Raw genomic sequence first — 21,878 nt, 5'->3', positions numbered from 1 at the left:
CAAAAACCACTTCCTTTAATTAAGTCTGCTTTATACGAATTGAGGCAAATGTTTGTAAAGAGATTTTATAAGGAGACACAATTCTCTTGACAAGTGTCACTTCATCAACCCCTCCCTCGCTTCCTCCCGATCCCCCGCCCTGTAAATACCTTTTAAGCTCTCTGCTACCCTCTCTCTGTCCTTATTCCTCACTTTCCTTAAACTACCCCTCACAGCATGCAGTACACAAAGCTGAAATCTTGCACCAGGAATTTCTATCCTCACTGCCTCCTTTAGTCCCCTCAATCCGTCTCCTATCACTACCTCTACCCTCTTTAGCCCCCTACCTTTAAGCTCTACCAATACCTCTCTCCAATTATTCGCACTCTCACCCTCAGAACCAAAAAGCCAAAAACCCAAAATCTCCCTTCTCCCCTCATACGTAAGCCCAACAACCACATATACCGGCTCCTTACTAACACTCCCTCTCCTTACACTTAAAAACGTAGCATCTACATATAAAGCAAAATACTCCTCCTCTACCTCTCGATTCCTCCATCTATCTATCTCTTGAGTCGTTACCTCTATAAGTCGACTAATACTTGCAGGAGAGTAATAAACTCCATAAATCGTTTCCATAAATCGAGAAACATCTCTAACACTTGACCCAGAAGCAAATAATCCAAGAATTACTTCTCCAAGATCAAGAGATGCTCTTCTTTTTTCTGGAAGGATTTTCGGTCTAAAATCTCCTTCTCTGACTCTGGGTACTTTAAGATTATCCAGAGCACCAAACTTTGTAATAAGACTTCTGGTATAAAACCCATTTCCTTTAGTTTCAGGATGTTCATCAAGGTATATTCTTCGTTCTTCTAAAGCCAGAGCTTCTATGGTTTCCTTTACTACTCTTTTAACTTCATTTTCAATGAAATTATACATGTCTTTTAAATCTTTCATAGGCTTCCCCTCCTTCTTAATTTTGAGGTTAACTTTATCATTTTTCCCAGGAGAGGGAGCCCTTACCCCCTAAAATTTAGACACAATTAATGAAACACTACCGAGACAGAATGAATTTAAATGTTGATTTTCGATGAATTTTTTTATTAAATGTTAATTTTCGATGAATTTTCTAATTATAAAAAATTAGAATCCCAAATCTAAGAATGATAATTTCTGGAGATAAAAGGGGGGTTCTACCGAGGAATTAACCCCGGTAGAAACCCTAATAAATAAGTAGACCTATTCTTATACTTAATGTTCTAAAGCTATGGTTTTTTCTGCAAGTTTTTGCTGCAAGTCTACCAATTCCCATACATCTAACGTTGGAGCTTCTTTGAAGAGTTTCGAACTATCTTGAAGGTCTAACGCAAGCTTTAAGACTTCATCGACATTATCCACCAAAATAATCTCTAAATCTTTCAATATCTTGGGATTTATCTCCTTTAAATCCTTTTCGTTTTCTTTAGGAATAAGTACTGTCTTAATCCCACCTCTTATGGCTGCAAGCAATTTTTCCTTAAGTCCTCCTATAGGAAGGACCCTACCCCTTAAAGTAATCTCACCGGTCATGGCGACAGTATTTTTCACCGGTATTTTTAAAAGGGCTGAAACTATTGCGGTTGCGATGGTAATACCTGCACTTGGCCCATCTTTTGGGATAGCTCCTTCAGGTACATGGACATGAATGTCTATCTTTCTATAAAAATCTAAAGGTAATCCAAGCTGAAGAGCCCTTGACCTTACATAACTCATGGCTGCTTGTACTGACTCTTGCATGACCTCACCAAGTTTTCCGGTTATCTGAAGGTTCCCCTTACCTGGCATGATAACCGCTTCTATCTGAAGCAAAGCTCCTCCAGTTTCAGTCCAAGCAAGTCCTGTAGCAATCCCTACTTGAGGTTTTTCTTCAGCGATCCCATACCTGTACTTAGGTACCCCTAAAAACTTTTCTAACTTAGAAACCCCTATCTTTATCGGCTTAAACTCCTCAGGATTCTTAGCAACCTCTCTGGCTATTTTTCTACAAATGTTAGCAATCTCTCTTTCTAAATTTCTTACCCCAGCTTCTCTAGTATACCTTCTAATTATTTCAAGCAAAGCTTTTTCAGTAATAGGTACCATCTCAGGTTTTAATCCATGAGCAGAAAGTTGTCTTGGGAGAAGATAGTTTCTGGCTATCTCTAATTTTTCTTCTTCAGTATATCCAGGAATTTCAATAATCTCCATCCTGTCAAGTAATGGCGCAGGGATAGTATAAAGAGAGTTAGCTGTAGTAATAAAGAGTACCTTAGAAAGGTCATAAGGAACTTCTAAATAATGATCCTGGAAGGCAAAATTCTGTTCTGGGTCTAAAACCTCTAACAAGGCAGCTGCAGGATCACCTCTAAAGTCCATACCTATCTTATCTACCTCATCTAAGCAAAAAACGGGATTTATGGTACCTGCCTTTCTCATGCCTTGAATGATCTTACCAGGTAAAGCCCCTACATAGGTTCTTCTATGTCCTCTGATCTCTGCTTCATCCCTTACACCACCTAACGATATCCTTACAAACCTTCTTCCTATAGCCTCAGCTATAGACTTAGCTAACGAGGTTTTTCCAACTCCAGGAGGTCCTACAAAACAAAGAATAGGCCCTTTGATGGACTTGGTAAGCTTTTGCACTGCAAGATGCTCTATAATCCTCTGTTTAGGCTTCTCTAATCCATAATGATTTTTGTTAAGTAAAAATTCTACCTTTTCTAAATCTATGTTATCTTTAGTTTTTTCATACCAAGGAAGGCTTAACAACCAGTCTATATAGTTTCTGACTACCGTAGCCTCCGCAGACATAGGAGACATCATAGAAAGTTTGTTAAATTCTTTCCTTACTATCGCAGCTACTTCCTTAGGTAATTTTTTCTTTTTGATACGCTTTTCTAACTCGGCAAGATCCTTTCTTCCATCCTCCCGTTCTCCAAGTTCTTTCTGGATGGCTTTCATCTGTTCCTGGAGATAATAGTCTCTCTGGGTCTTTTCCATCTGCTTCTTGACCCTTTCTCTGATACGAGCCTCAGTTTTTATAACTTCTATCTCACCTCTTAGATAGTTAAGCAAAATTTCTAAACGTTTTTTAACGCTGATTGTCTCAAGAAGCTTTTGTTTCTGTTCTAATTTAAGGTTTAAAATAGCAGCTAAACGGTCGCTAAACTCTGCTATATCTTCAATTTCTAAAAGATTAGAAACTGCATCTAAATTAAGCTTTTTGTTATAATTAGAATATTCTTCTAAGGATTCTTTGCAAAGCTTAAAAAGAGCTATACTTTCTACGTCATTCTCTAATAACTCTGTCTTAGGTTCAACCTCAACCATAAAAAAGTCTACATTCTCAAGAAACCTTATAATCCTTCCTCTACTAAGACCTTCTACCAAAATCTTTAAAGTACCATCAGGAAGTTTAAGAAGCTGCAAAATACGGCAGATGGTTCCTACTTTATAGATTTCCTCTTCTGTAGGATTGTCTATTTTAGCGTCTTTCTGAGCAGAAAGAAAAATAATTTTATCACCTGCATAAGCTTTTTCTATGGCAAGTATACTTTTAGCCCTCCCAATAAAAAGAGGTACTACTGTATTGGGAAAAATTACTATCTCCCTTAATGGGAGTAAAGGTAAAGTTTTTAGTTGAGTTTCCATAAGGTTACCTACCCCTCCTTTATCTTTTTTCTATTAAAAATTAAGATGGGTCTTTCCTTTTTCAAGACCACCTCTTCAGTAACCACACACTCTTTTACATCTCCTAAGGAGGGGAGTTCATACATTACGTCCATCATCACCTCTTCTATAATAGCCCTAAGTCCTCTAGCTCCAGTTTTTCTTTTATAAGCCTCTTCTGCTACCAACCTCAAGGCTCCCTCAGTAAACTTAAGTTCAACCCCTTCCATCTCAAAAAGTTTTTGATATTGTTTAACAATCGAATTTTTAGGTTCTACTAAAATTCTAACCAAGTCATCCACAGAAAGCTCATCCAAAGTAGCAATTACCGGGATCCTACCTACAAACTCAGGTATAAAACCAAACTTGATAAGGTCTTCTGGTTGGACTTGAGAAAGTATCTCTCCTAAAGTTAAATCTTTAACACTTTTTACCTCTGCCCCAAAACCTATAGAACCTTTACCTATCCTTTTTTTGATGATGTCTTCCAAACCTACAAAGGCTCCACCACATATAAAAAGAATGTTGGTGGTGTCCATTCTGATGTATTCTTGTTGAGGATGCTTTCTACCACCCTTAGGAGGAATATTAGCCAAAGTACCTTCTAAAATCTTAAGTAAAGCTTGTTGTACCCCTTCTCCTGAAACATCTCTTGTAATCGAAGGTCCTTCACTTTTTTTTGCGATCTTATCTATCTCGTCTATGTAAACAATCCCTCTTTGAGCCAACTCAAGGTCATAGTTAGCTGCTTGTAAAAGATAAAGTAGAATATTTTCTACATCCTCTCCTACATAACCTGCTTCGGTCAAAGGAGTAGCATCGGCTATCGTAAAAGGCACCTTTAAAAACTTAGCCAACGTTTGTGCCAAGAGAGTTTTACCAGAACCGGTAGGCCCTATCAAAAAAATGTTGGTTTTTTGAATTTCTATGTCCTTGAGTTTATGTTTAAAGTTTTTTTCATATTCTATTCTCTTATAATGGTTATAGACTGCTACCGAAAGGATCTTTTTTGCCCTCTCTTGTCCTACTACGTACTGGTCTAAATAAGCCTTAATTTCTGAAGGCTTAGGAAGGACACTGTCTTCTTTAAAGTTTATCCGCTCATATTCCTCTTCTAAAATTTCATTACACAGTTCTACACATTCATTACAAATATACGCTGAAGAGCCTGCAATCAATTTGCGAACTTCAGACTGTGGTTTCCCACAAAAAGAACACCTAAGTTCATGGTCTTTTGACCCCATTCTTACCTACCCCGTTCTTTTATTTAAAATATTATCTATTACTCCATATTCAAGAGCTTCTTGCGGAGACATATAAAAATCTCTTTCTGTATCTTGCTTGATTTTGTCTTTAGATTGGCCGGTATGCTGGGCTAAAATTTCGTTCAGCATTTCCCTTAATCTAAGGATTTCTTTGGCTTGTATTTCTACATCAGTTGCCTGTCCTTGAAAAGCCCCAATAGGTTGATGAAGCATAATTCTTGAATGTGGAAGGGCATAACGTTTACCTTTTGCTCCTGCTGCCAAAAGCACAGCTGCCATGCTTGCAGCTTGACCTACACAGATAGTACAAACATCCGGCTTTATGTACTGCATAGTATCATAAATTGCAAGGCCTGCGCTAACCAGCCCCCCTGGAGAGTTTATGTAGAGCATAATGTCTTTATCAGGGTCCTCTGCCTCTAAAAAAAGAAGTTGAGCTATAACTAGGTTAGCTACCTGTTCGTCTATAGCTGTCCCTAAAAAGATAATTCTCTCTTTAAGTAGACGAGAGTAAATATCATATGCTCTTTCCCCTCTCCCTGTCTGTTCCACCACTATGGGGATATAGTAACTCATGCTTAACTCTCCTTCTCGATCACTTTGGCATTTTCTATCAAAAAGTTTAAAGTTTTCTCTGCTAATTTTTTAGGCAAAATGTTAAAAAAGACGATATTTCTTGCCTCTTCTATAGAAATTTTCAACCCTTGAGAAATAGCCTCTACTGTTTTATCTATTTCTTCCTGAGGTATTTCAATGTTTTCTATCTCTGCAATCTTTTCAAGAAGTAATTCTTCCTTAGCCTGTCTCTCTGCTATAGGTTGCAATTTTTCTTTTAATTTTTCTATAGAAATATTTAAAGTCTCAAAACTAAAACCATCTCTTTCTAAGCTTTCTTTAATCTGTTCTATCAATTGATAAAGTTTTAATTCTACATACCTTGTAGGAACTTTTATATCCACTTTTTCAAGGATCTTTCCTAATACCATCTCTTTAACTGCATTTTCATTTTTTCTCTTTTTTTCCTCTAATAATCGTTTTCTAACCGCTTCTCTTAAGGCTTCAACAGTTTCGAACCCCATGTTAAGACTTTTTACAAACTCATCGGTTAGTTCCTGCAACTCTCTTCTATAAATTTCTTTTACTTCTATCTCATATTTTACCTTTTTTCCAGCAAGAAGCGGATTTAAACCTTCTGCAGGATACTCTACTTCTACACTAAACTTATCTCCTACTTTTTTTCCTACCAAAGCTTCTTCTACTTCTCTGTTAAACTCTCCAGTTCCTACGTCTACAAATAGGGCTTCTGCCTGATGTCCCGGAATAAGTCCGTTTTCATCATAGGCTTCAAAACTTATTACAGCCACATCTCTCTCAATAATAGGTTCTTCATTCTCTATTTTCTTAAGCTGAGCAAAAGAATATCTTAGTTCATCAAGCAACTTTTCTACCTCTTCATCCTTTACTTCATCTTTTTCTTTTTCTACCTCTAACCCGAGATAATCTTCTTTTTTCAACTCAAACTCAGGCCTTATTTCTACCAACACAGAATATTGAAACTTTTCTCCCTCTTTAAGTTCTCCCAACTCTTCTACTCTTGGCCTTAAGAGAGGCTCTAGTTTAGCTTCTTTAATAGCTTCATAAAGAGTTTTTTCTATCAATTTATCTATCGCCTTTCCTTCTATCTCTTCTTTAAATAGCTTCTTTACCAAATACTCAGGCACCTTACCCTCTCTAAAACCTTTAACCTTAGACCTTCTCTTTAATTCGTTGGTAACCTCTCTTATGGCTGATTGAACGACCTCTTCCGGAACCTCAACCTTTAAAATTTTTTCGACTTCGCTTAAGTTCTCTACTTCTACCCTCATCTTTTTACCCCTTTCTAAAAATTTTTTACTTTTACCTTAACTTAATTTTTCATTTTTACAAGTTTAAATACTTTGACTTGATTAAGTTTAAGGCTTCCTCTTTGTTATGTATCTTTTTTTCTAAAAAAAGTAATTCTATTTCTTGCAAAATCTCTTTAAACATAGGTCCCGGTTTCAATCCTAAATTTATCAAATCTTGACCGGTAATAAGTCTTTTCTTTTGAGATATATTTTCCATTTCAGCTTTAAATTCTTTAAGCTCAAAGAAGAAGGCCTTAAGTCTCTCTTCATAATCTGGCTCTTTATCTGGTCCTTGACTAGCATAAGAATCAGCCATAGACACCACGAAAAGCTCAAGCCAATATGGTACATCGGTTAAAAGATGCCTTTTGGCCCTTATAGTTAAATTTCCTTTTTCCTTTTCGTTTAACAAATGAAAAGGCCTCATATGGTTTTTTATCAACACATAAGTTTTATGGAGTAACTCTTTTTTTAACCGATACTTTTCAAAACTCTCTTTAAAAAGCTCTGCTGAAACCTTTTCGTGACCATAAAAAGTTATCCTTTCTTTGTTTCTTCCAAACGTAAAAGCCTTACCCAAATCATGAAAAAGACTTGCTAATTTCACCGGTATTACCACTTCTTCTTTATTAAAATCCTCTGTTTTCTCTAAACCTAAGTAATCCTCAGGATTTTGTAATATTTTTTCAGCCCATTTAAGACTTTCTAAAAGATGGCCCCAAACGTCTAAATGATGAAAACTTGGTTGTGTTACCCCTTTTGTTTTCTCAAAAAACGGAAAAAGCTCTCCCAGGATCCCATCTTCATCCATCAGCTTAAAAGTTTCATAACATCTATCTGAAAGAAGAATATAACTAAGCTCTTGTAAAATTCTCTCCTTTGCACAAAACAAAAGCTCCTTTTTATGAAGTTTAAAAATCTCTCTTGTCTCTTCTTCTATTTCCCCTATTCCTTGAGCAAAGAATCGATAACCCCTAAGAATTCTTAGAGGATCTTCGATTACGTTCACTTCCCCTATGATCTTTATCTTACCTGAAATAAGATGAGAATATCCATCAAAAGGATCTATCACCTTTAAACTTTCGGAAAAAAGAGAGCTTACAGGAATAGCCATCGCATTAAAAGTAAAGTCTCTGGCCCCAAGGTCCTCATCCAAAGTTTTTCCTCTAAAAAGAGTAAAATCCAAGCTGTTTTCTCCTTTAGCAACTCTGTAGATACCTAACTCTGGAGCTAAGGGGACTAAATTATATCCAAGATACTCTTTAGCAAAAAAAGCTAAAGCTTCTACCCCTTCCTTTACACATAAATCAAGGTCTAAAATTTTTCTACCTAAAAAAAAATCCCTTACTGCACCACCTACTATAAAAAAATCATCTCTGTTAGAAAATTTTCTTAAAAAAGAAATAAGGCGTTTCTTTTCTTCTTCAGAAAAGGCAAGAAGAGTTAGAAATTCAGCAATCTTTTCTTGACTTAAGGTTAGAACGTTCATAAGAAGACCCCCCGAAGGGGGGAAAGAAAGATATATGGTTAAGCTTGAATCTCTTGAGTCCCCTCAACCGAGCTATCTTCTTGAGCTGTTTTTTCGACGGTTGATTTTTCTTCTTGAGGTTTTACTTCATGTTGTTTTTTCTTCTTTTCTATAAATTCTAACACCTTTTTAAGCCTTTCTGCCTTCTTTTTACCAGATTTAGCAGAAACCTTCTCTTCTACCAACTCCACCAATACCATCATGGAAGCATCGCCCCTTCTTGGGCCAATCTTAATAATTCTGGTATATCCACCTGGCCTGTCTAAAAATTTTGCTCTTAGATCTTTAAAAAGTTTCCTTACCACTTCTTTGTCATTGATAAAACTCAACGCCCTTCTTCTCGCGGCAAGGTCTCCTTTCTTTGCCAAGGTTATCATTCGCTCTGCAACCCTTCTTAACTCCTTAGCTTTAGCTATAGTAGTAACAATCCTACCATGTTTTAGAAGGTCTCTTACCTGATTTCTCATAATCGCCCAATGATGTTCTGTATCTCTGCCTAATCTTCTACTAACTTTTCTATGCCTCATCTTCCCCTCTCCTTATTTTCTAATCTTTTGGAGGTTTCCACTTAAGGTCTGTCATGCCAAGCTTTAGATTAAACCTGTTAAGTTTTTCTACTATTTCGTCTAAAGATTTCTTACCAAAACTTCTAAGCTTTAAAAGTTCAGATTCTGTTTTTTGTACCAACTGGCCTATATAGTTTATGTTAGCAGCCTTCAAACAATTATATGCCCTGCCAGAAAGTTCAAGCTCCTCTATAGGAAGGTTTAAAATATTCTGAGTAGTACTAACATCCGCAGTGGTTGTCTCTAACCCTATTTTTTCCTCACCTAAAAATACCATAAACTGTTCTACTAAAATCTTAGCAGCCTTAACTAAAGCCTCTTTAGGATCTATAGTTCCGTCTGTATATATCTCTAATACTAAACTGTCATAATCACTGCTTTTCCCTACACGAGCCTGAGTAACCGTAAAATTTACCTTGGTAATCGGGGAAAACAAACCATCAACTAGGATAACCCCTATCTCATTATTTTTGTTATATTCTGCTGGAACGTACCCTCTACCTTTTTCTACCTTAATCTCCATCACCAACTTACCATCTTTTGTTAAAGTTGCTATATGAGCATCAGGATTTACGATAATCCCTTTATCTTCAACCTGAATATCTCCTGCCTTTACTTCACCCTCTCCTATCTTTTCGAGCTTAAAATAAAAAGGGCCATCTCCTTCAAGCTTAAACCTTACTCCCTTTAAATTTAGTATAATTTCTGTAACATCCTCAACTACTCCAGGCAAACTGGTAAACTCATGAGGAGCACCTTCTATCCTTACCTCAGTAATAGAATAACCAGGTATAGATGAAAGCAGAACCCTTCTTAAAGCGTTTCCCAAAGTAATGCCGTATCCTCTTTCTAAAGGCTCTATAATAAATTTCCCATAATAAGGAAACTGGCTATCCTTATGAACTTTAATCTCTTCAGGCTTCATAAGCTCTATTTCCCTCTTCATCGGTACTTTTACCTCTTTTTTTCTTTTTATAGTCTTAGTACTTTTTATAAACCTAAAATTTACCTAGAGTAAAACTCAATTATATAGCTTTCCTGAATAGGCATAGTAATTTCTTCTCGAGTAGGCAGCCCCTTAACCACACCTTTAAAACCTTCGGCATCCAACTCAAGCCAAGAAGGAATACCTCTTCTGATCACTGTCTCTAAACTTTCTAAAATCTGAGGATTGTTTCTATACTTCTCTTTAAGCTCAATCACATCTCCCGGCTTTACCAGATAAAAAGGAATATCCACATTTTTTCCGTTAACCTTAAAAAATCCGTGATTAACATACTGTCTTGCCTGACTTCTCGAAGATGCAAATCCTAAACGATAGACTACATTATCCAACCTTCTCTCTAACAACTGAAGCAGATTATGACCCGCCTGACCAGGCATTTTAGTTGCCTTTTCATAATACATCCTCATCTGCTTTTCAGAAATTCCGTAAATTCTCTTCACTTTTTGTTTCTCCCTTAACCGGATTCCATAGTCTGAAAGTTTTACCCTTACTTGCTGAGGTCCATGTTGTCCAGGAGGATAACTTCTTCTTTCAAAAGCACATTTATCTGTATAACATCTATCTCCTTTTAAAAAAAGCTTCATACCTTCTCTTCTACAAAGTCTGCATCTTGGTCCAGTATATCTAGCCACTTTATCTAACCTCCTTAACTTTCTTTTTTTATGTTCTTAAACCCTTCTTCTCTTAGGTGGACGACACCCATCATGAGGTATAGGAGTAACGTCTTTTATAAGAGTTACTTTAAGCCCAGATCCTTGTAGAGCCCTTAAAGCAGCCTCTCTTCCTGGACCAGGACCCTTTACATACACCCAAACCTCTTTCAAACCATATGGTTGAACCTTTTTTAAGGCTGATTGCATAGCCAATTGGGCAGCAAAAGGCGTACCCTTTCTTGTTCCTTTAAAGCCTTCAGTTCCACCACTTGCCCAAGCAAGGACATTTCCCTGTCTGTCTGTTATTGTGATAATGGTGTTATTGAAAGTAGAATGAATATGAATTATACCTTCCGTGACAGATTTTTTAATTTTTTTCTTTTTAGGTTTAGGCACCTTCTACCCCTCCTTATTTCTTCTTCTTTCTTAAAGATCCTGGTCTAGGACCTTTTCTTGTCCTGGCATTTGACCTTGTTCTTTGTCCCCTTACAGGGAGACCCATCTTATGTCTCAACCCTCTATAACAACCTATTGCCATAAGTCTCTGGATGTTCTGCCTGATTTCTTTTCTAAGATCTCCTTCTACCACATATTCCTTTTCAATAATCTGTCTTAAACGATTAATTTCTTCTTCAGAAAGATCCTTTACTTTTCTAAACCAGTCTATCCCCGCTTTAGCACAAGCCTTTTGAGCTAAAGTTCTTCCTACACCATAAATATACGTAAGTGCAATCTCTACAGACTTGTTTTCTGGAATATCAACTCCAGCAATTTTGGGCATAATCTTTCCTCCTAACCTTGCCTTTGTTTATGCTTGGGTATTTCACAAATTACCCTAACTACACCTTTTCTCTTTATGATCTTACATTTTCTACATCTTTTTTTAACAGAAGGACTAACCTTCATAAACACTAACCTCCTTTATAATCTTTTAAACTTCCTCTATAGACTATCCTACCTCTAGTCAAATCATAAGGAGATAACTCCACTACCACTGTATCTCCAGGTAAAATTCTAATATAATGCATCCTCATCTTTCCAGAAATATGAGCCAGAACTTTATTACCTGTTTCTAACTCAACCCTAAACATAGCATTAGGAAGAGGTTCTATTACCTTTCCTTCTAAAAGGATTACGTCATCTTTTGGCATAACTTACACCCTTGATAAAATTTCTGGTCCCTTAGGAGTTATAGCTATTGAATGCTCAAAATGGGCTGCCAAACTTCTGTCTTTAGTTACCGCAGTCCAACCATCCACTAAAATCTCTACTCTAGGATCTCCTGCAGAGACCATAGGCTCTATCGCTAAAACCATACCTATCTCAATTTTTGGCCCCCTTCCTGGCCTTCCCCAATTAGGGACCTCTGGAGGCTCATGCAAACTTCTTCCTACTCCATGCCCTACAAACTCTTTTATAACATTAAACCCATGCTTTTCTACATGGGATTGAATAGCAAAAGAGATGTCTCCTATTTTATTACCAAAATAAGCTTTTTCAATACCCTTATAAAGGGCTTCTTCTGTAACCTTCATCAACCTTTCTGCTTTTTCTGAAATCTTCCCTACACCAACAGTCAAAGCAGCATCCCCTACATAACCTTCATAAACTACACCAAAATCAAAACTCACCAAATCTCCTTCCTTTAAAACCTTTTCTTTCTTAGGCATACCATGTACTATCTCTTCGTTTATAGATACACAAAGGGCATAAGGATACCCCCTATACCCTTTAAAAGCCGGTTTTACTCCTTTCTTTTCACAAAGACTTAAAGCTAACTCCTCAAACTCCCAAGCACTAACTCCAGGCTTTACTTCCTCTTTCAGCCTAAGAAGAATCTCCATTACTATAGCATTAGCTTTACGTAAAATTTCTATCTCTGCCTGAGTCTTAAGTATCGCTCGTTTTTTAAAATAAGAATTATACAACTTTACTTCTTCTCTAAAATATTTATAATTTGTTGAGTTATCTCTTCTATACTCTTACTTCCGTCGATCTCAGCTAAAATGCCTTTATTTTTATAATACTCGATAAGAGGAGCTGTAGACTCATGATAAACCTTTAACCTGTTTCTTACAGTCTCTTCATTATCGTCTGGTCTTTGATAAAGCTCTCCTCCACAAGCATCACATTTTCCTTCAACTTTGGGAGGTTTAAATTTTATATGATACATCATTCCACAATTTTTACAAGTTCTTCTGCCGGTAAGCCTAAGAACAAGTTCTTCGTCAGGAACGATCAAAGCTAAAGCTACATCAAGCTTTCTTCCCATTTCTTCTAACATTTTATCTAAAGCTTCTGCTTGAGCAACCGTTCTTGGAAATCCATCTAAAATAAATCCTTTTTGAGCATCAGGTTGACTGAGACGTTCTTTAACCATCCCAAGGATAATCTCATCAGGAACAAGCTGCCCTTTTTCCATATATTCCTTAGCTTTTAACCCTAACTCTGTACCTTTACCTACATGTTCTCTTAACATATCTCCTGTAGAGATTTGAGGAATCCCATACTTTTCTACTAAAATCTTAGCCTGAGTTCCCTTACCCGCTCCTGGTGGTCCTAAAAACACTATATTCATACCCCCACCCCCTTATTTAATTTTTAATTTGCTTTGTTTGATAAAACTTTCATACTGCCTGGAAATAAGATGAGCCTCTATCTGTCCCATAATATCTAAAGCTACTCCTACTACGATCAGCAAAGAGGTACCTCCAAAATAAAAAGGAAGGTTTAGTTTAGTAATAAAAAAACTGGGGATAACACAAATAAAAGCTACATAAAGCGCACCTATAAACGTGATCCTGTTAAGCACCTTGTCTAAAAATTCCTCAGTAGCTTTACCTGGTCTTATTCCTGGAATAAAACCACCCCATTTCTTAAGATTCTCAGCCACCTCTTTAGGATTAAAGACTACTGCAGTATAAAAATAGCAAAAGAAGACGATCAAAGCAGCGAAAATAGTCTCATAAAGGATAGCACCAGGCCTTAAAAATTCACTTATCTGTTTAAACACAGAAATGGGAACAAAACTTGCTAATGTAGCAGGAAACATTAAAATCGCAGAAGCAAAAATAGGAGGAATAACCCCTGCAGTATTTATTTTTAAAGGTAAATAACTTGTTTGACCACCTACCACTTGTCTTCCTACTTGTCTTCTTGCATAATGGATAGGGATCCTTCTCTGAGACATCTCCATAAAACAAGTAAAAGCCAAAATTCCTATTAACAATACTAAAATTAAAAGAAGATAAAATACCGAAAACTCACCTGTTTGTACAAACTTTATCGTCCTTGAGATAGCTGGGAAAATACCGGCTACAATACCTGAAAATATGATCATAGAAATTCCATTTCCGATCCCATGCTCCGTCATCTGTTCACCTAACCATACCAAAAACATCGTTCCAGCTGTCAAACTAACAGTGGTAATTATCCTAAAAGTCCATCCTGGGTCAGAAACAATAGGAACACCGTTAGGAGCCGTCATTCGTTCCAAACCTATAGCTATACCAAATCCTTGTATCAAACATATAAGAACTGTTAAATACCTGGTATAATAAGCTATCTTTCTTTTTCCTTCTGGGCCTTCTTTATAAAGTTCTTTTATCGTAGGATAAACCACAGTCATAAGTTGCAAAATGATTGAAGCGCTAATATAAGGCATAACACTAAGAGCACAAATAGAAAATCTTCTTAAAGCACCTCCAGAAAAAATATCCATAAAACCAAAAATTGTTCCACTTGCGTGCTGGAAAAGACTTAAGAACGCCTCGCCATTAATACCAGGAGTAGGTATATGGATAGAAAATCTATAAATAGCTAAACCTAAAAAGAGATAAAAAAGTCTCCTTTTTAACTCAGGAATATTAGCTAAATTTAAGAGATTTTCTCTTCCGTTCACTACCGCTTGTCTCCAATAACTATACCTTAACTATCTCTACTTTACCGCCTGCCTTCTCGATCTTTTCTTTAGCGGTTTTAGAAACTGCATGGACTTTCACTATTAATGGTTTATCTATCTCCCCGTCACCCAAAAGTTTAACCAACTTATCCTTTCCTTTTAGCAAACCCTTTAATTTTAAACTCTCTAAATCTACTACTGCGTTAGCCTCAAATCTTTCTGCTAAATCTTTTACATTTACCACTTTGTACTCTTTTTTAAATATGTTATTAAAACCTCTCTTAGGAACTCTTCTGATTAAAGGAGTCTGACCACCCTCAAACCAAGGACGAATATCTAACCCTTCACGAGCCTTCTGCCCTTTATGTCCCCTACAAGAAGTCTTACCATGGCCAGAACCATGGCCTCTCCCCACTCTTTTTTCTCTATGTTTTGAACCAGCAAAAGGTTTTAATTTTTCTAAAGTTATAACCTTATCCATCGATTTCCTCCACCTTAACTAAATGACTTACTTTTCTTATCATACCCCTTATCATGGGGGTATCTTCTCTTATAACAGTCTGTCCTATCTTTTTTAAACCTAAACCTTTTAAATTTTCTCTTTGATTAGGTGTCCTTCCGTACCTACTTCTAACTAAAGTTATCTTAAGTTTTTTCATACCCTCATCTCCCTCTTTAGGTCTTCTACAGTTTTTCCTCTTTTCTTAGCTACATAATCTAAACTTTGAAGTTGTGAAAGCGCTTTAAAAGTAGCTTTAACTAAATTATGAGGGTTACTACTTCCTATACATTTAGTAACTACATCAGTAATACCTGCTGCATCCATAATAGCACGGACCGTACCACCTGCAATAACTCCTGTACCTGGTTTAGCAGGTTTTAAAAGAATATTACTTGCCCCAAACTTGGCCATGATAGAATGAGGGATAGTTCCTCCTGTGATAGGAACTTGTATCAAACTTTTTTTGGCTTTTTCTATAGCCTTCCTGATGGCATCAGGCACCTCAGGGGCCTTTCCTAGTCCATATCCTACCCTACCTTTTCCGTCTCCAACTACCACCAAAGCTGAAAACCTAAGTTTTTTACCACCCTTAGTTACCTTAGTGACACGACTTATCTGTATTATTTTTTCTACAAATTCTTCGGTACCTCTAACCAAAGCCTTACCTCCTTTTAAAATTGTAAGCCTGCAGCTCTGGCTGCATCAGCAAGGGCTTTAATTCTTCCGTGGTATTTAAAACCACCTCTGTCAAAAACCACCTTGGTAATTCCTTTTTCTAAGGCCTTTTTAGCTATAAGTTCTCCTACTGCTTTAGCTACTTCTATTTTCCCCCCCTGAGATCTAAGCTCAGCAATTTTTTCTCTTATCTCTGGAGAAAGAGAGGAAGCTGCTACCAAAGTATGTCCTGTCACATCGTCTATGATTTGGGCATAAATATGTTTTAAACTTTTATATACACAAAGTCTCGGTCTTTCAGGAGTACCAAAGATCTTTTTCCTTATTCTCTTCTTTCTTCTTAACCTTGCTTCAACCTTTTTTTCTCTTTTTCTTAACTCTGCCATAGATTACCTCTCCTTCCAAATTTTACTTCTTAGCACCTTTACCAGATTTACCAGCCTTTCTGTAAATAACCTCATCAGCATACCTAATCCCTTTTCCTTTATATGGCTCAGGTGGTCTTAACTTTCTAATGTTTGCAGCCACTTGACCTAACAGCTCTTTATCTATTCCTTCTAAAGTTAACCTAACCTGTACTTCTCCTGTACCCCTTTCTACTTTTGCTGTAATCCCTTTAGGAAGCTTAAAATTTATCGGATGAGAATATCCTAAACTAAAAACTATCTCATCTCCCTTTACCTCAGCTTTATATCCTAACCCTACGATGTCTAAAACTTTCTGAAAACCTTGGGTAACCCCTATTACCATATTGTTGATCAAAGCCCTGGTTAATCCTTGAAAGGCTTTGGCCTTATTTTTTAATTTTTTTCTTACCTCATCCTGTTGCACTACGATAGTATCTCCCTCTACTACCACCTTAACTAACGGAGGAAGCTTTTTTTCAATCTTTCCCTTAGGTCCTTCAACTACCATAAAACCATCTTCTTTTAAATAAAACTTTACTCCATTAGGAATCTTTATTGGTTTTCTTCCTACACGAGAAACTTCTCCCATAACCAGTCACCCCTTTACCAAATTTCACAAATAACTTCACCGCCTACCTTAAGGCGTCTTGCCTCATGATCTGTCATAATACCTTTAGAAGTAGAAATTATAGCAATTCCAAGCCCATCCAATACTTTCGGTAGATCCTTATATCCTCTATATATTCTTCTCCCAGGTTTACTTACCCTTTTTATACCAGAAATAACCGGTCTTTTAAACTCGTCATATTTTAAAATAATCTCTATCTTACCCTGAGGTTTTTCATCATGATAAATAAAATCTTCTATATACCCTTCGTCTTTCAATATTTTAACTATCGCAAGTTTAATCTTAGAAGCAGGAATTACCACTGTTTTATGTCTAGCTTGAAGAGCATTTTTTATCCTAATCAACATATCTGCTATAGGGTCTGTCATCATGCCTCTTTCCTCCTTACCAACTAGCTTTCCTAATCCCAGGGATTTTACCTTCTGAAGCCAATTTTCTAAAACACATCCTGCAAAGACCAAATCTTCTTATATATGCCCTCGCACGTCCACAAATAGAACATCTATTTCTGTGACGGACCTGAAACTTGGGCTTCCTTTTTGCTTTTTCTCGTTGAGCTTTTCTTGGCATATAAATTTACCCCCTAAATGGCATTCCTAACTCTTTTAATAACGCATATGCCTCTTCATCAGTTTTGGCTGTGGTAACAATGGTTACACTTAACCCTTTAATCTTTTCTACTTTACTGGTGTCTATCTCAGGAAAAATCGTATGGTCGGTTATACCAAAAGTATAATTCCCTCTTCCATCAAAACCAGACTTAGGAAGACCTTTAAAATCTTTAGTTCTGGGCAAAGCAATGTTAATAAGTCTGGTAAGAAAATCATACATCCTGTCTCCTCTCAAGGTTACCATAACCCCAATAGGCATACCTTTTCTTAGCTTAAACCCTGCTATAGACTTTCTCGCCCTACATATTTTAGGCTTTTGCCCAGTAATTTGGGCTAACTCTACCATAGCCTGGTCTATAACCTTAGGGTTAGTCACCGCCTCGTTTAACCCCATATTAACACTTATTTTTTCTAATTTAGGCACTTGGTGTATGTTTTTATACCCAAACCTTTCCCTTAATCTTGGGATCACTTCATTTTTGTAATACTCTTTTAACCAGCTCATGTTTTACTCCTTCACCTCGATAATTTCTCCACATTTTTTACAAAATCTAACCTTAGTTCCATCTTCTAAAAACTTCCTACCTATCTTTACACCCCTCTTACATTTAGGACAATACACCATCAAATTAGAAATATGTATAGGTGCCGGTTTTTCAATTATGCCCCCACTGCTGTAAGGAGTTGGCTTCATGTGTCTTTTAACTAAATTAACCCCTTCAACTACAGCCCTTCCTTTCCTGGGGAATACCTTTAAAACTTTTCCTATTTTTCCTTTATCTTTACCTGCTATAACTACTACCATATCGTTTTTTCTTATGTGTAATTTAACTTCATGAGGTTTAGGTGCTTTTTTATTTATCCCGCGCTTTATCATGGTCAAACTCCTTTTATATAACTTCAGGGGCTAAAGAAATGATTTTCATAAAACCTTTAGCCCTAAGCTCCCTAGCTACAGGTCCGAAAATACGAGTTCCTATCGGCTCTTTATACTGATTGATTAAAACAGCTGCGTTTTCATCAAATCTTATGTGAGTTCCGTCTGGTCTAGCAACTTCTTTTTTGGTTCTAACAATTACCGCTTTAACTACATCACCCTCTTTCACTTTTGAATTAGGAATAGCTTCTTTTACTGAAGCAACTATAATATCACCTACACTTCCATATTTTCTATGAGAGCCACCTAAAACCCTAATACACATTATCTTTTTAGCCCCAGAATTATCAGCTACGTTTAAATAAGTCTGCTGCTGAATCATTCTTATTCACCCCCTTCTAAATCCTCTTTAACCTCTAACACTTTGGCCTTCTCTATGATCTCTCTTACCCTCCATCTTTTTCTACGAGAAAGAGGTCTTGTCTCTTCGATTAAAACCTTATCACCTATCTTACATTCATTATTTTCATCATGGGCCATATATTTTTTTCTTCTTTTGATGTATTTCCCGTAAAGGGGATGCTTTACCAAAGTCTCTACCATCACTACTACAGTCTTATCCATCTTATCACTAACTACTGTCCCTATAAAAGTTTTTCTTCTACCCATATCCATCCTCACCCTATCGTATGTTAAGTTCTTTTTCTCTTATAACCGTCAAAACTCTGGCAATATCTCTTTTAACCTGTCTAATTCTCATAGGATTTTCAAGTTTATAAACAGTTTTCTGAAACCTGAGATTAAAAAGCTCTTCCCTTAAACTTGCTAACTTTTCTTTTAACTCAGGGATGGACAACTCCCTCAAATCACGAGCCTTCATTAAAACTCCTCCCTACTAACTATTTTACATTTAAAAGGCATCTTACTGGCAGCCAGCCTTAAAGCTTCTTTAGCCACTTCTTCCGGAACTCCTGCGATCTCATAGATAATCTTACCTGGCTTCACCACAGCTACCCACTCTTCAACAGCTCCCTTACCCTTTCCCATACGAGTTTCTGCAGGTTTCTTGGTAACCGGTTTGTCTGGAAAAACCCTGATCCAAACCTTAGCTCCCTTTTTGGCTACCCTAACGATAGCTACACGTCCTGCCTCTATCTGTCTTGCAGTCAACCAACCACCTTCGAGTACCTTTAAGCCGTATTCTCCAAACTCAACCGTATGCCCACTGGTAGCTTTTCCTCTAACCCTTCCTTTTTGTTGCTTCCTGTATTTAGTCTTTTTTGGTTGGAGCAACATATTTTCTCACCCCTTTAATTTTTAGATAACTAATCTTTCTTGTCCTTCTTTTTCAGGTAAAACCTCTCCTTTAAAAATCCAAACCTTTACCCCTATACTTCCATATTTGGTTACTGCGGTAGCAAACCCGTAGTCTATATCAGCCCTTAAAGTAGAAAGAGGAACTCTTCCAACCCTATACCATTCACTTCTCGCTATTTCAGCGCCTCCAAGTCTTCCAGAGCACTGAACCTTAACTCCCTGAGCCCCAAAACGCATTACCAAAGATACTGCCCTTTTCATCGCCCTTCTAAAAGAAACCCTTCTTTCTATTTGAGTAGCTATATTTTCTGCTACTAACTGAGCCTCAAGCTCTGGTCTTCTAACTTCATTTACCAAAACTTCAAACTCTCTTTCTTTAATCAACTTCCCTAGTTCATTCTTTATCTTTTCTATCTCAGCTCCTTTCTTACCTATAACTATTCCTGGACGAGCTGAATAAATAATCACCCTAACCTTGTTAGCAGCTCTCTCTATCTCGATCTTAGATATTCCAGCATGAAAATATTTCTCTTTTAAGAATTTTCTTATTAAATAATCCTCATATACATATTTAGGAAATTCTGAAGGTTTAGCAAACCAACGAGAATCCCAAGTTCTGGTAATCCCAATTCTCAATCCGATAGGATTAACTTTCTGCCCCAAGGCTTACCTCCTCTTTTTACTTTTTTCTTCTCTTTCTTCTACCACCACCGTAATATGGCTCATCCTTCTTAAGATTCTACTTGCCCTTCCCCATGCTCTTGGCCAAATCCTCTTAAGACGAGGGCCTTCATTTACGTAAGCCTCTGCCACATAAAGCTTATCCACATCCATACCATAGTTGTTTTCTGCATTAGCTATAGCACTCTCTAAAACTTTCTTAACAATCCTAGCTGCTTTTTTAGGAGTAAAAGCTAAAATATTTAAAGCCTCATCTACCCTCTTCCCTCTTATTAAATCTACCACCAACCTTGCTTTATAAGGAGAAATCAAAACATATTTAGCAGTAGCTCGAGCTTTCATATCCATCTCCTTTTTATTTCTTCTTTACTCCCTTTACTTTTCCTTTATCTGCAGGATGTCCTTTATAAGTTCTGGTAGGAGCAAACTCACCCAACTTATGTCCAACCATGTTTTCTGTTACATAAACAGGTATAAATTTATGTCCATTATGAACCGCAAAGGTCAACCCTACCATCTCAGGAATAATAGTAGACCTTCTACTCCAAGTCTTTATAGGTTTTTTATCTCCTGTTTCTCTTGCTGCCAAAACTTTTTTTAATAAATGTTCGTCCACAAAAGGACCTTTTTTCTTAGACCTAGGCATTTAAAGCACCCCCTAACTAATTACCCCTTTCTTCTTCTAATTATAAACTTATCAGAAGGTTTTTTCTTACGTGTTTTACGTCCTTTACATAACCATCCCCAAGGAGAACAAGGATGTCTTCCACCATGAGACCTTCCCTCTCCTCCTCCAAGAGGATGGTCTACTGGGTTCATAGCTACACCACGAACATGAGGTCTTCTACCAAGCCATCTAGACCTTCCAGCTTTACCAAGAATAACATTTTCCCATTCCAGATTACCTACTTGTCCAATAGTAGCCCTACAATTACCATGAACTTTTCTTATCTCACCAGAAGGTAACCTTAAAATCACATAATCACCTTCTTTACCAAGAACTTGAGCGAAAGCTCCAGCACTTCTGGCCAATTGTCCACCCTTTTTAGGCCTAAGTTCTACATTATGTACCATGGTACCTACAGGGATATTCTTAAGAAGTAAAGCATTCCCCACTTTAATCTCTACACTTTCCCCAGACATCACCACATCACCTACTTTAAGACCCACAGGAGCAATGATATATCTCTTTTCTCCGTCTGCATACTGCAACAAAGCTATATTAGCAGATCTATTAGGGTCATATTCCAAAGCTATTACCTTAGCTGGTATATTATCTTTATCTCTTTTAAAATCTATGATACGATAAAGCCTTTTATGTCCTCCTCCTCTAAACCTTATGGTAATCCTTCCATAATTATTCCTACCACCTGATTTCTTTAAAGGCTCAACCAGAGACTTTTCTGGTTCTTTTTTGGTAAGTTCTGGATTAACCAAATAGGTCTGAAACCTTCTACCAGGAGAGGTAGGTTTGCACTTCTTTATAGGCATCTCTTATCACCTCTTATATGGTTTCAAAAAATTCTATAGTCTGTCCAGGCTGAAGCCTGACTATAGCCTTTTTTCTTAAGGATGTTTTTCCAGGATTTCTATATCCACCTTTAGGTTTCCCTTTTACCCTTATCGTTTGCACGTCTAGGACCTTTACATTAAACAGTTTTTCTACTGCCTGCTTGATTTCTATCTTATTAGCCGCTGGGTCTACC

34 protein-coding genes are annotated in these 21,878 nt (G+C 37.0%); all 34 read right to left on the bottom strand.

Annotated elements, in window-relative coordinates; all coding sequences use genetic code 11:
- Nucleotides 1-96: 96 nt before the first annotated feature.
- The gene (locus PWP26_RS06770; protein ID WP_051754514.1) at nucleotides 97-936 is read right to left on the bottom strand and encodes an IS256 family transposase; all 840 of its coding nucleotides are present in this window, start codon (nucleotides 934-936) and stop codon (nucleotides 97-99) included.
- Between the two features lie 294 nt (nucleotides 937-1,230).
- Nucleotides 1,231-3,651, bottom strand: coding sequence for an endopeptidase La (gene lon, locus PWP26_RS06765; protein ID WP_301399291.1), 2,421 nt, complete (start codon nucleotides 3,649-3,651; stop codon nucleotides 1,231-1,233).
- A gap of 8 nt (nucleotides 3,652-3,659) precedes the next feature.
- Nucleotides 3,660-4,913 (bottom strand): ATP-dependent Clp protease ATP-binding subunit ClpX, encoded by a 1,254-nt coding sequence (gene clpX, locus PWP26_RS06760; protein WP_301399290.1) that lies wholly within the window; start codon nucleotides 4,911-4,913, stop codon nucleotides 3,660-3,662.
- Between the two features lie 6 nt (nucleotides 4,914-4,919).
- Nucleotides 4,920-5,510: an ATP-dependent Clp endopeptidase proteolytic subunit ClpP gene (clpP, locus tag PWP26_RS06755; RefSeq protein ID WP_273011386.1), complete on the bottom strand. Its 591-nt coding sequence runs from the start codon at nucleotides 5,508-5,510 to the stop codon at nucleotides 4,920-4,922.
- Between the two features lie 2 nt (nucleotides 5,511-5,512).
- On the bottom strand, nucleotides 5,513-6,799 hold the full coding sequence (tig, locus tag PWP26_RS06750; RefSeq protein WP_301399289.1) for a trigger factor: 1,287 nt from the start codon (nucleotides 6,797-6,799) through the stop codon (nucleotides 5,513-5,515).
- Between the two features lie 55 nt (nucleotides 6,800-6,854).
- A complete protein-coding gene (locus PWP26_RS06745) occupies nucleotides 6,855-8,309 on the bottom strand; it encodes a CCA tRNA nucleotidyltransferase (protein WP_273011390.1) in 1,455 nt (484 codons plus the stop codon).
- Between the two features lie 38 nt (nucleotides 8,310-8,347).
- The gene (gene rplQ, locus PWP26_RS06740; RefSeq protein ID WP_051754515.1) at nucleotides 8,348-8,875 is read right to left on the bottom strand and encodes a 50S ribosomal protein L17; all 528 of its coding nucleotides are present in this window, start codon (nucleotides 8,873-8,875) and stop codon (nucleotides 8,348-8,350) included.
- A 19-nt stretch (nucleotides 8,876-8,894) separates the two neighbouring features.
- Entirely contained in the window at nucleotides 8,895-9,860 is a 966-nt protein-coding gene (locus tag PWP26_RS06735) for a DNA-directed RNA polymerase subunit alpha (protein WP_301399288.1), read from the bottom strand.
- Nucleotides 9,861-9,919: 59 nt separating this feature from the next.
- Nucleotides 9,920-10,552: a 30S ribosomal protein S4 gene (gene rpsD / locus PWP26_RS06730; protein ID WP_301399287.1), complete on the bottom strand. Its 633-nt coding sequence runs from the start codon at nucleotides 10,550-10,552 to the stop codon at nucleotides 9,920-9,922.
- A gap of 36 nt (nucleotides 10,553-10,588) precedes the next feature.
- Nucleotides 10,589-10,969, bottom strand: a complete 381-nt coding sequence (rpsK, locus tag PWP26_RS06725; RefSeq protein ID WP_301399286.1) for a 30S ribosomal protein S11 — start codon at nucleotides 10,967-10,969, stop codon at nucleotides 10,589-10,591.
- A 13-nt stretch (nucleotides 10,970-10,982) separates the two neighbouring features.
- The gene (rpsM, locus tag PWP26_RS06720) at nucleotides 10,983-11,354 is read right to left on the bottom strand and encodes a 30S ribosomal protein S13 (RefSeq protein ID WP_301399285.1); all 372 of its coding nucleotides are present in this window, start codon (nucleotides 11,352-11,354) and stop codon (nucleotides 10,983-10,985) included.
- Between the two features lie 11 nt (nucleotides 11,355-11,365).
- A complete protein-coding gene (gene rpmJ / locus PWP26_RS06715; protein ID WP_022855904.1) occupies nucleotides 11,366-11,479 on the bottom strand; it encodes a 50S ribosomal protein L36 in 114 nt (37 codons plus the stop codon).
- A 5-nt stretch (nucleotides 11,480-11,484) separates the two neighbouring features.
- Complete coding sequence (infA, locus tag PWP26_RS06710) at nucleotides 11,485-11,724, bottom strand: translation initiation factor IF-1 (protein WP_038062560.1); 240 nt, start codon at nucleotides 11,722-11,724, stop codon at nucleotides 11,485-11,487.
- A gap of 3 nt (nucleotides 11,725-11,727) precedes the next feature.
- Entirely contained in the window at nucleotides 11,728-12,501 is a 774-nt protein-coding gene (gene map, locus PWP26_RS06705; RefSeq protein ID WP_081856482.1) for a type I methionyl aminopeptidase, read from the bottom strand.
- Nucleotides 12,502-12,503: 2 nt separating this feature from the next.
- Nucleotides 12,504-13,151: an adenylate kinase gene (locus PWP26_RS06700; protein ID WP_038062558.1), complete on the bottom strand. Its 648-nt coding sequence runs from the start codon at nucleotides 13,149-13,151 to the stop codon at nucleotides 12,504-12,506.
- Between the two features lie 12 nt (nucleotides 13,152-13,163).
- Nucleotides 13,164-14,474, bottom strand: coding sequence for a preprotein translocase subunit SecY (gene secY, locus PWP26_RS06695; protein ID WP_301399284.1), 1,311 nt, complete (start codon nucleotides 14,472-14,474; stop codon nucleotides 13,164-13,166).
- 19 nt (nucleotides 14,475-14,493) lie between these two features.
- On the bottom strand, nucleotides 14,494-14,943 hold the full coding sequence (gene rplO / locus PWP26_RS06690; protein ID WP_038062596.1) for a 50S ribosomal protein L15: 450 nt from the start codon (nucleotides 14,941-14,943) through the stop codon (nucleotides 14,494-14,496).
- A gap of 4 nt (nucleotides 14,944-14,947) precedes the next feature.
- Entirely contained in the window at nucleotides 14,948-15,133 is a 186-nt protein-coding gene (gene rpmD, locus PWP26_RS06685) for a 50S ribosomal protein L30 (protein WP_038062553.1), read from the bottom strand.
- Complete coding sequence (gene rpsE / locus PWP26_RS06680; RefSeq protein ID WP_038062550.1) at nucleotides 15,130-15,633, bottom strand: 30S ribosomal protein S5; 504 nt, start codon at nucleotides 15,631-15,633, stop codon at nucleotides 15,130-15,132. Before rpsE ends, rpmD begins: the two co-directional genes overlap by 4 nt.
- 14 nt (nucleotides 15,634-15,647) lie before the next feature.
- The gene (gene rplR / locus PWP26_RS06675) at nucleotides 15,648-16,037 is read right to left on the bottom strand and encodes a 50S ribosomal protein L18 (RefSeq protein WP_038062547.1); all 390 of its coding nucleotides are present in this window, start codon (nucleotides 16,035-16,037) and stop codon (nucleotides 15,648-15,650) included.
- Between the two features lie 22 nt (nucleotides 16,038-16,059).
- Nucleotides 16,060-16,647 carry a 50S ribosomal protein L6 gene (rplF, locus tag PWP26_RS06670; protein WP_287568657.1) on the bottom strand — a complete coding sequence of 196 codons (588 nt, stop codon included), beginning with the start codon at nucleotides 16,645-16,647 and terminating at the stop codon, nucleotides 16,060-16,062.
- Nucleotides 16,648-16,661: 14 nt separating this feature from the next.
- A complete protein-coding gene (gene rpsH, locus PWP26_RS06665) occupies nucleotides 16,662-17,057 on the bottom strand; it encodes a 30S ribosomal protein S8 (RefSeq protein WP_273025571.1) in 396 nt (131 codons plus the stop codon).
- 13 nt (nucleotides 17,058-17,070) lie between these two features.
- On the bottom strand, nucleotides 17,071-17,256 hold the full coding sequence (locus PWP26_RS06660; protein ID WP_038062538.1) for a type Z 30S ribosomal protein S14: 186 nt from the start codon (nucleotides 17,254-17,256) through the stop codon (nucleotides 17,071-17,073).
- A gap of 6 nt (nucleotides 17,257-17,262) precedes the next feature.
- Complete coding sequence (rplE, locus tag PWP26_RS06655; RefSeq protein WP_038062535.1) at nucleotides 17,263-17,802, bottom strand: 50S ribosomal protein L5; 540 nt, start codon at nucleotides 17,800-17,802, stop codon at nucleotides 17,263-17,265.
- 3 nt (nucleotides 17,803-17,805) lie between these two features.
- Nucleotides 17,806-18,174, bottom strand: coding sequence for a 50S ribosomal protein L24 (gene rplX / locus PWP26_RS06650; protein ID WP_051754517.1), 369 nt, complete (start codon nucleotides 18,172-18,174; stop codon nucleotides 17,806-17,808).
- Nucleotides 18,175-18,187: 13 nt separating this feature from the next.
- Entirely contained in the window at nucleotides 18,188-18,556 is a 369-nt protein-coding gene (rplN, locus tag PWP26_RS06645) for a 50S ribosomal protein L14 (RefSeq protein ID WP_022855890.1), read from the bottom strand.
- Between the two features lie 2 nt (nucleotides 18,557-18,558).
- Nucleotides 18,559-18,849 (bottom strand): 30S ribosomal protein S17, encoded by a 291-nt coding sequence (gene rpsQ / locus PWP26_RS06640; RefSeq protein WP_038062532.1) that lies wholly within the window; start codon nucleotides 18,847-18,849, stop codon nucleotides 18,559-18,561.
- A 7-nt stretch (nucleotides 18,850-18,856) separates the two neighbouring features.
- The gene (gene rpmC / locus PWP26_RS06635) at nucleotides 18,857-19,054 is read right to left on the bottom strand and encodes a 50S ribosomal protein L29 (RefSeq protein ID WP_038062529.1); all 198 of its coding nucleotides are present in this window, start codon (nucleotides 19,052-19,054) and stop codon (nucleotides 18,857-18,859) included.
- On the bottom strand, nucleotides 19,054-19,467 hold the full coding sequence (gene rplP, locus PWP26_RS06630) for a 50S ribosomal protein L16 (RefSeq protein WP_038062590.1): 414 nt from the start codon (nucleotides 19,465-19,467) through the stop codon (nucleotides 19,054-19,056). The genes rpmC and rplP overlap by 1 nt, the downstream gene beginning before the upstream one ends.
- 24 nt (nucleotides 19,468-19,491) lie before the next feature.
- Nucleotides 19,492-20,154, bottom strand: a complete 663-nt coding sequence (gene rpsC / locus PWP26_RS06625; protein ID WP_038062528.1) for a 30S ribosomal protein S3 — start codon at nucleotides 20,152-20,154, stop codon at nucleotides 19,492-19,494.
- Between the two features lie 3 nt (nucleotides 20,155-20,157).
- The gene (gene rplV, locus PWP26_RS06620) at nucleotides 20,158-20,514 is read right to left on the bottom strand and encodes a 50S ribosomal protein L22 (RefSeq protein ID WP_038062527.1); all 357 of its coding nucleotides are present in this window, start codon (nucleotides 20,512-20,514) and stop codon (nucleotides 20,158-20,160) included.
- A 13-nt stretch (nucleotides 20,515-20,527) separates the two neighbouring features.
- A complete protein-coding gene (gene rpsS / locus PWP26_RS06615; RefSeq protein WP_038062525.1) occupies nucleotides 20,528-20,818 on the bottom strand; it encodes a 30S ribosomal protein S19 in 291 nt (96 codons plus the stop codon).
- A 20-nt stretch (nucleotides 20,819-20,838) separates the two neighbouring features.
- The gene (gene rplB, locus PWP26_RS06610; protein ID WP_301399283.1) at nucleotides 20,839-21,663 is read right to left on the bottom strand and encodes a 50S ribosomal protein L2; all 825 of its coding nucleotides are present in this window, start codon (nucleotides 21,661-21,663) and stop codon (nucleotides 20,839-20,841) included.
- Nucleotides 21,664-21,676: 13 nt separating this feature from the next.
- On the bottom strand, nucleotides 21,677-21,878 hold a 202-nt coding region (locus PWP26_RS06605; RefSeq protein WP_301399281.1), incomplete at its 5' end, for a 50S ribosomal protein L23.

This window comes from Thermodesulfobacterium sp. (assembly GCF_030445475.1).
Lineage (GTDB): Bacteria > Desulfobacterota > Thermodesulfobacteria > Thermodesulfobacteriales > Thermodesulfobacteriaceae > Thermodesulfobacterium > Thermodesulfobacterium commune.
Note: the sequence above shows the minus strand (reverse complement) of the source record. Positions and strands in the feature narration are given on the sequence as shown.

Excerpts from the sequence above, each read along its gene's own strand:
- PWP26_RS06770 (WP_051754514.1), bottom strand. The coding sequence starts at position 936 with ATGAAAGATTTAAAAGACATGTATAATTTCATTGAAAATGAAGTTAAA.
- lon (WP_301399291.1), bottom strand. The coding sequence starts at position 3,651 with ATGGAAACTCAACTAAAAACTTTACCTTTACTCCCATTAAGGGAGATA.
- clpX (WP_301399290.1), bottom strand. The coding sequence starts at position 4,913 with ATGGGGTCAAAAGACCATGAACTTAGGTGTTCTTTTTGTGGGAAACCA.
- clpP (WP_273011386.1), bottom strand. The coding sequence starts at position 5,510 with ATGAGTTACTATATCCCCATAGTGGTGGAACAGACAGGGAGAGGGGAA.
- tig (WP_301399289.1), bottom strand. The coding sequence starts at position 6,799 with ATGAGGGTAGAAGTAGAGAACTTAAGCGAAGTCGAAAAAATTTTAAAG.
- PWP26_RS06745 (WP_273011390.1), bottom strand. The coding sequence starts at position 8,309 with ATGAACGTTCTAACCTTAAGTCAAGAAAAGATTGCTGAATTTCTAACT.
- rplQ (WP_051754515.1), bottom strand. The coding sequence starts at position 8,875 with ATGAGGCATAGAAAAGTTAGTAGAAGATTAGGCAGAGATACAGAACAT.
- PWP26_RS06735 (WP_301399288.1), bottom strand. The coding sequence starts at position 9,860 with ATGAAGAGGGAAATAGAGCTTATGAAGCCTGAAGAGATTAAAGTTCAT.
- rpsM (WP_301399285.1), bottom strand. The coding sequence starts at position 11,354 with ATGCCCAAAATTGCTGGAGTTGATATTCCAGAAAACAAGTCTGTAGAG.
- rpmJ (WP_022855904.1), bottom strand. The coding sequence starts at position 11,479 with ATGAAGGTTAGTCCTTCTGTTAAAAAAAGATGTAGAAAATGTAAGATC.
- infA (WP_038062560.1), bottom strand. The coding sequence starts at position 11,724 with ATGCCAAAAGATGACGTAATCCTTTTAGAAGGAAAGGTAATAGAACCT.
- PWP26_RS06700 (WP_038062558.1), bottom strand. The coding sequence starts at position 13,151 with ATGAATATAGTGTTTTTAGGACCACCAGGAGCGGGTAAGGGAACTCAG.
- rpmD (WP_038062553.1), bottom strand. The coding sequence starts at position 15,133 with ATGAAAAAACTTAAGATAACTTTAGTTAGAAGTAGGTACGGAAGGACA.
- rplR (WP_038062547.1), bottom strand. The coding sequence starts at position 16,037 with ATGGCAGAGTTAAGAAAAAGAGAAAAAAAGGTTGAAGCAAGGTTAAGA.
- rplF (WP_287568657.1), bottom strand. The coding sequence starts at position 16,647 with ATGGGAGAAGTTTCTCGTGTAGGAAGAAAACCAATAAAGATTCCTAAT.
- rpsH (WP_273025571.1), bottom strand. The coding sequence starts at position 17,057 with ATGATGACAGACCCTATAGCAGATATGTTGATTAGGATAAAAAATGCT.
- PWP26_RS06660 (WP_038062538.1), bottom strand. The coding sequence starts at position 17,256 with ATGCCAAGAAAAGCTCAACGAGAAAAAGCAAAAAGGAAGCCCAAGTTT.
- rplE (WP_038062535.1), bottom strand. The coding sequence starts at position 17,802 with ATGAGCTGGTTAAAAGAGTATTACAAAAATGAAGTGATCCCAAGATTA.
- rplX (WP_051754517.1), bottom strand. The coding sequence starts at position 18,174 with ATGATAAAGCGCGGGATAAATAAAAAAGCACCTAAACCTCATGAAGTT.
- rplN (WP_022855890.1), bottom strand. The coding sequence starts at position 18,556 with ATGATTCAGCAGCAGACTTATTTAAACGTAGCTGATAATTCTGGGGCT.
- rpsQ (WP_038062532.1), bottom strand. The coding sequence starts at position 18,849 with ATGGATATGGGTAGAAGAAAAACTTTTATAGGGACAGTAGTTAGTGAT.
- rpmC (WP_038062529.1), bottom strand. The coding sequence starts at position 19,054 with ATGAAGGCTCGTGATTTGAGGGAGTTGTCCATCCCTGAGTTAAAAGAA.
- rplV (WP_038062527.1), bottom strand. The coding sequence starts at position 20,514 with ATGAAAGCTCGAGCTACTGCTAAATATGTTTTGATTTCTCCTTATAAA.
- rpsS (WP_038062525.1), bottom strand. The coding sequence starts at position 20,818 with ATGCCTAGGTCTAAGAAAAAAGGTCCTTTTGTGGACGAACATTTATTA.
- rplB (WP_301399283.1), bottom strand. The coding sequence starts at position 21,663 with ATGCCTATAAAGAAGTGCAAACCTACCTCTCCTGGTAGAAGGTTTCAG.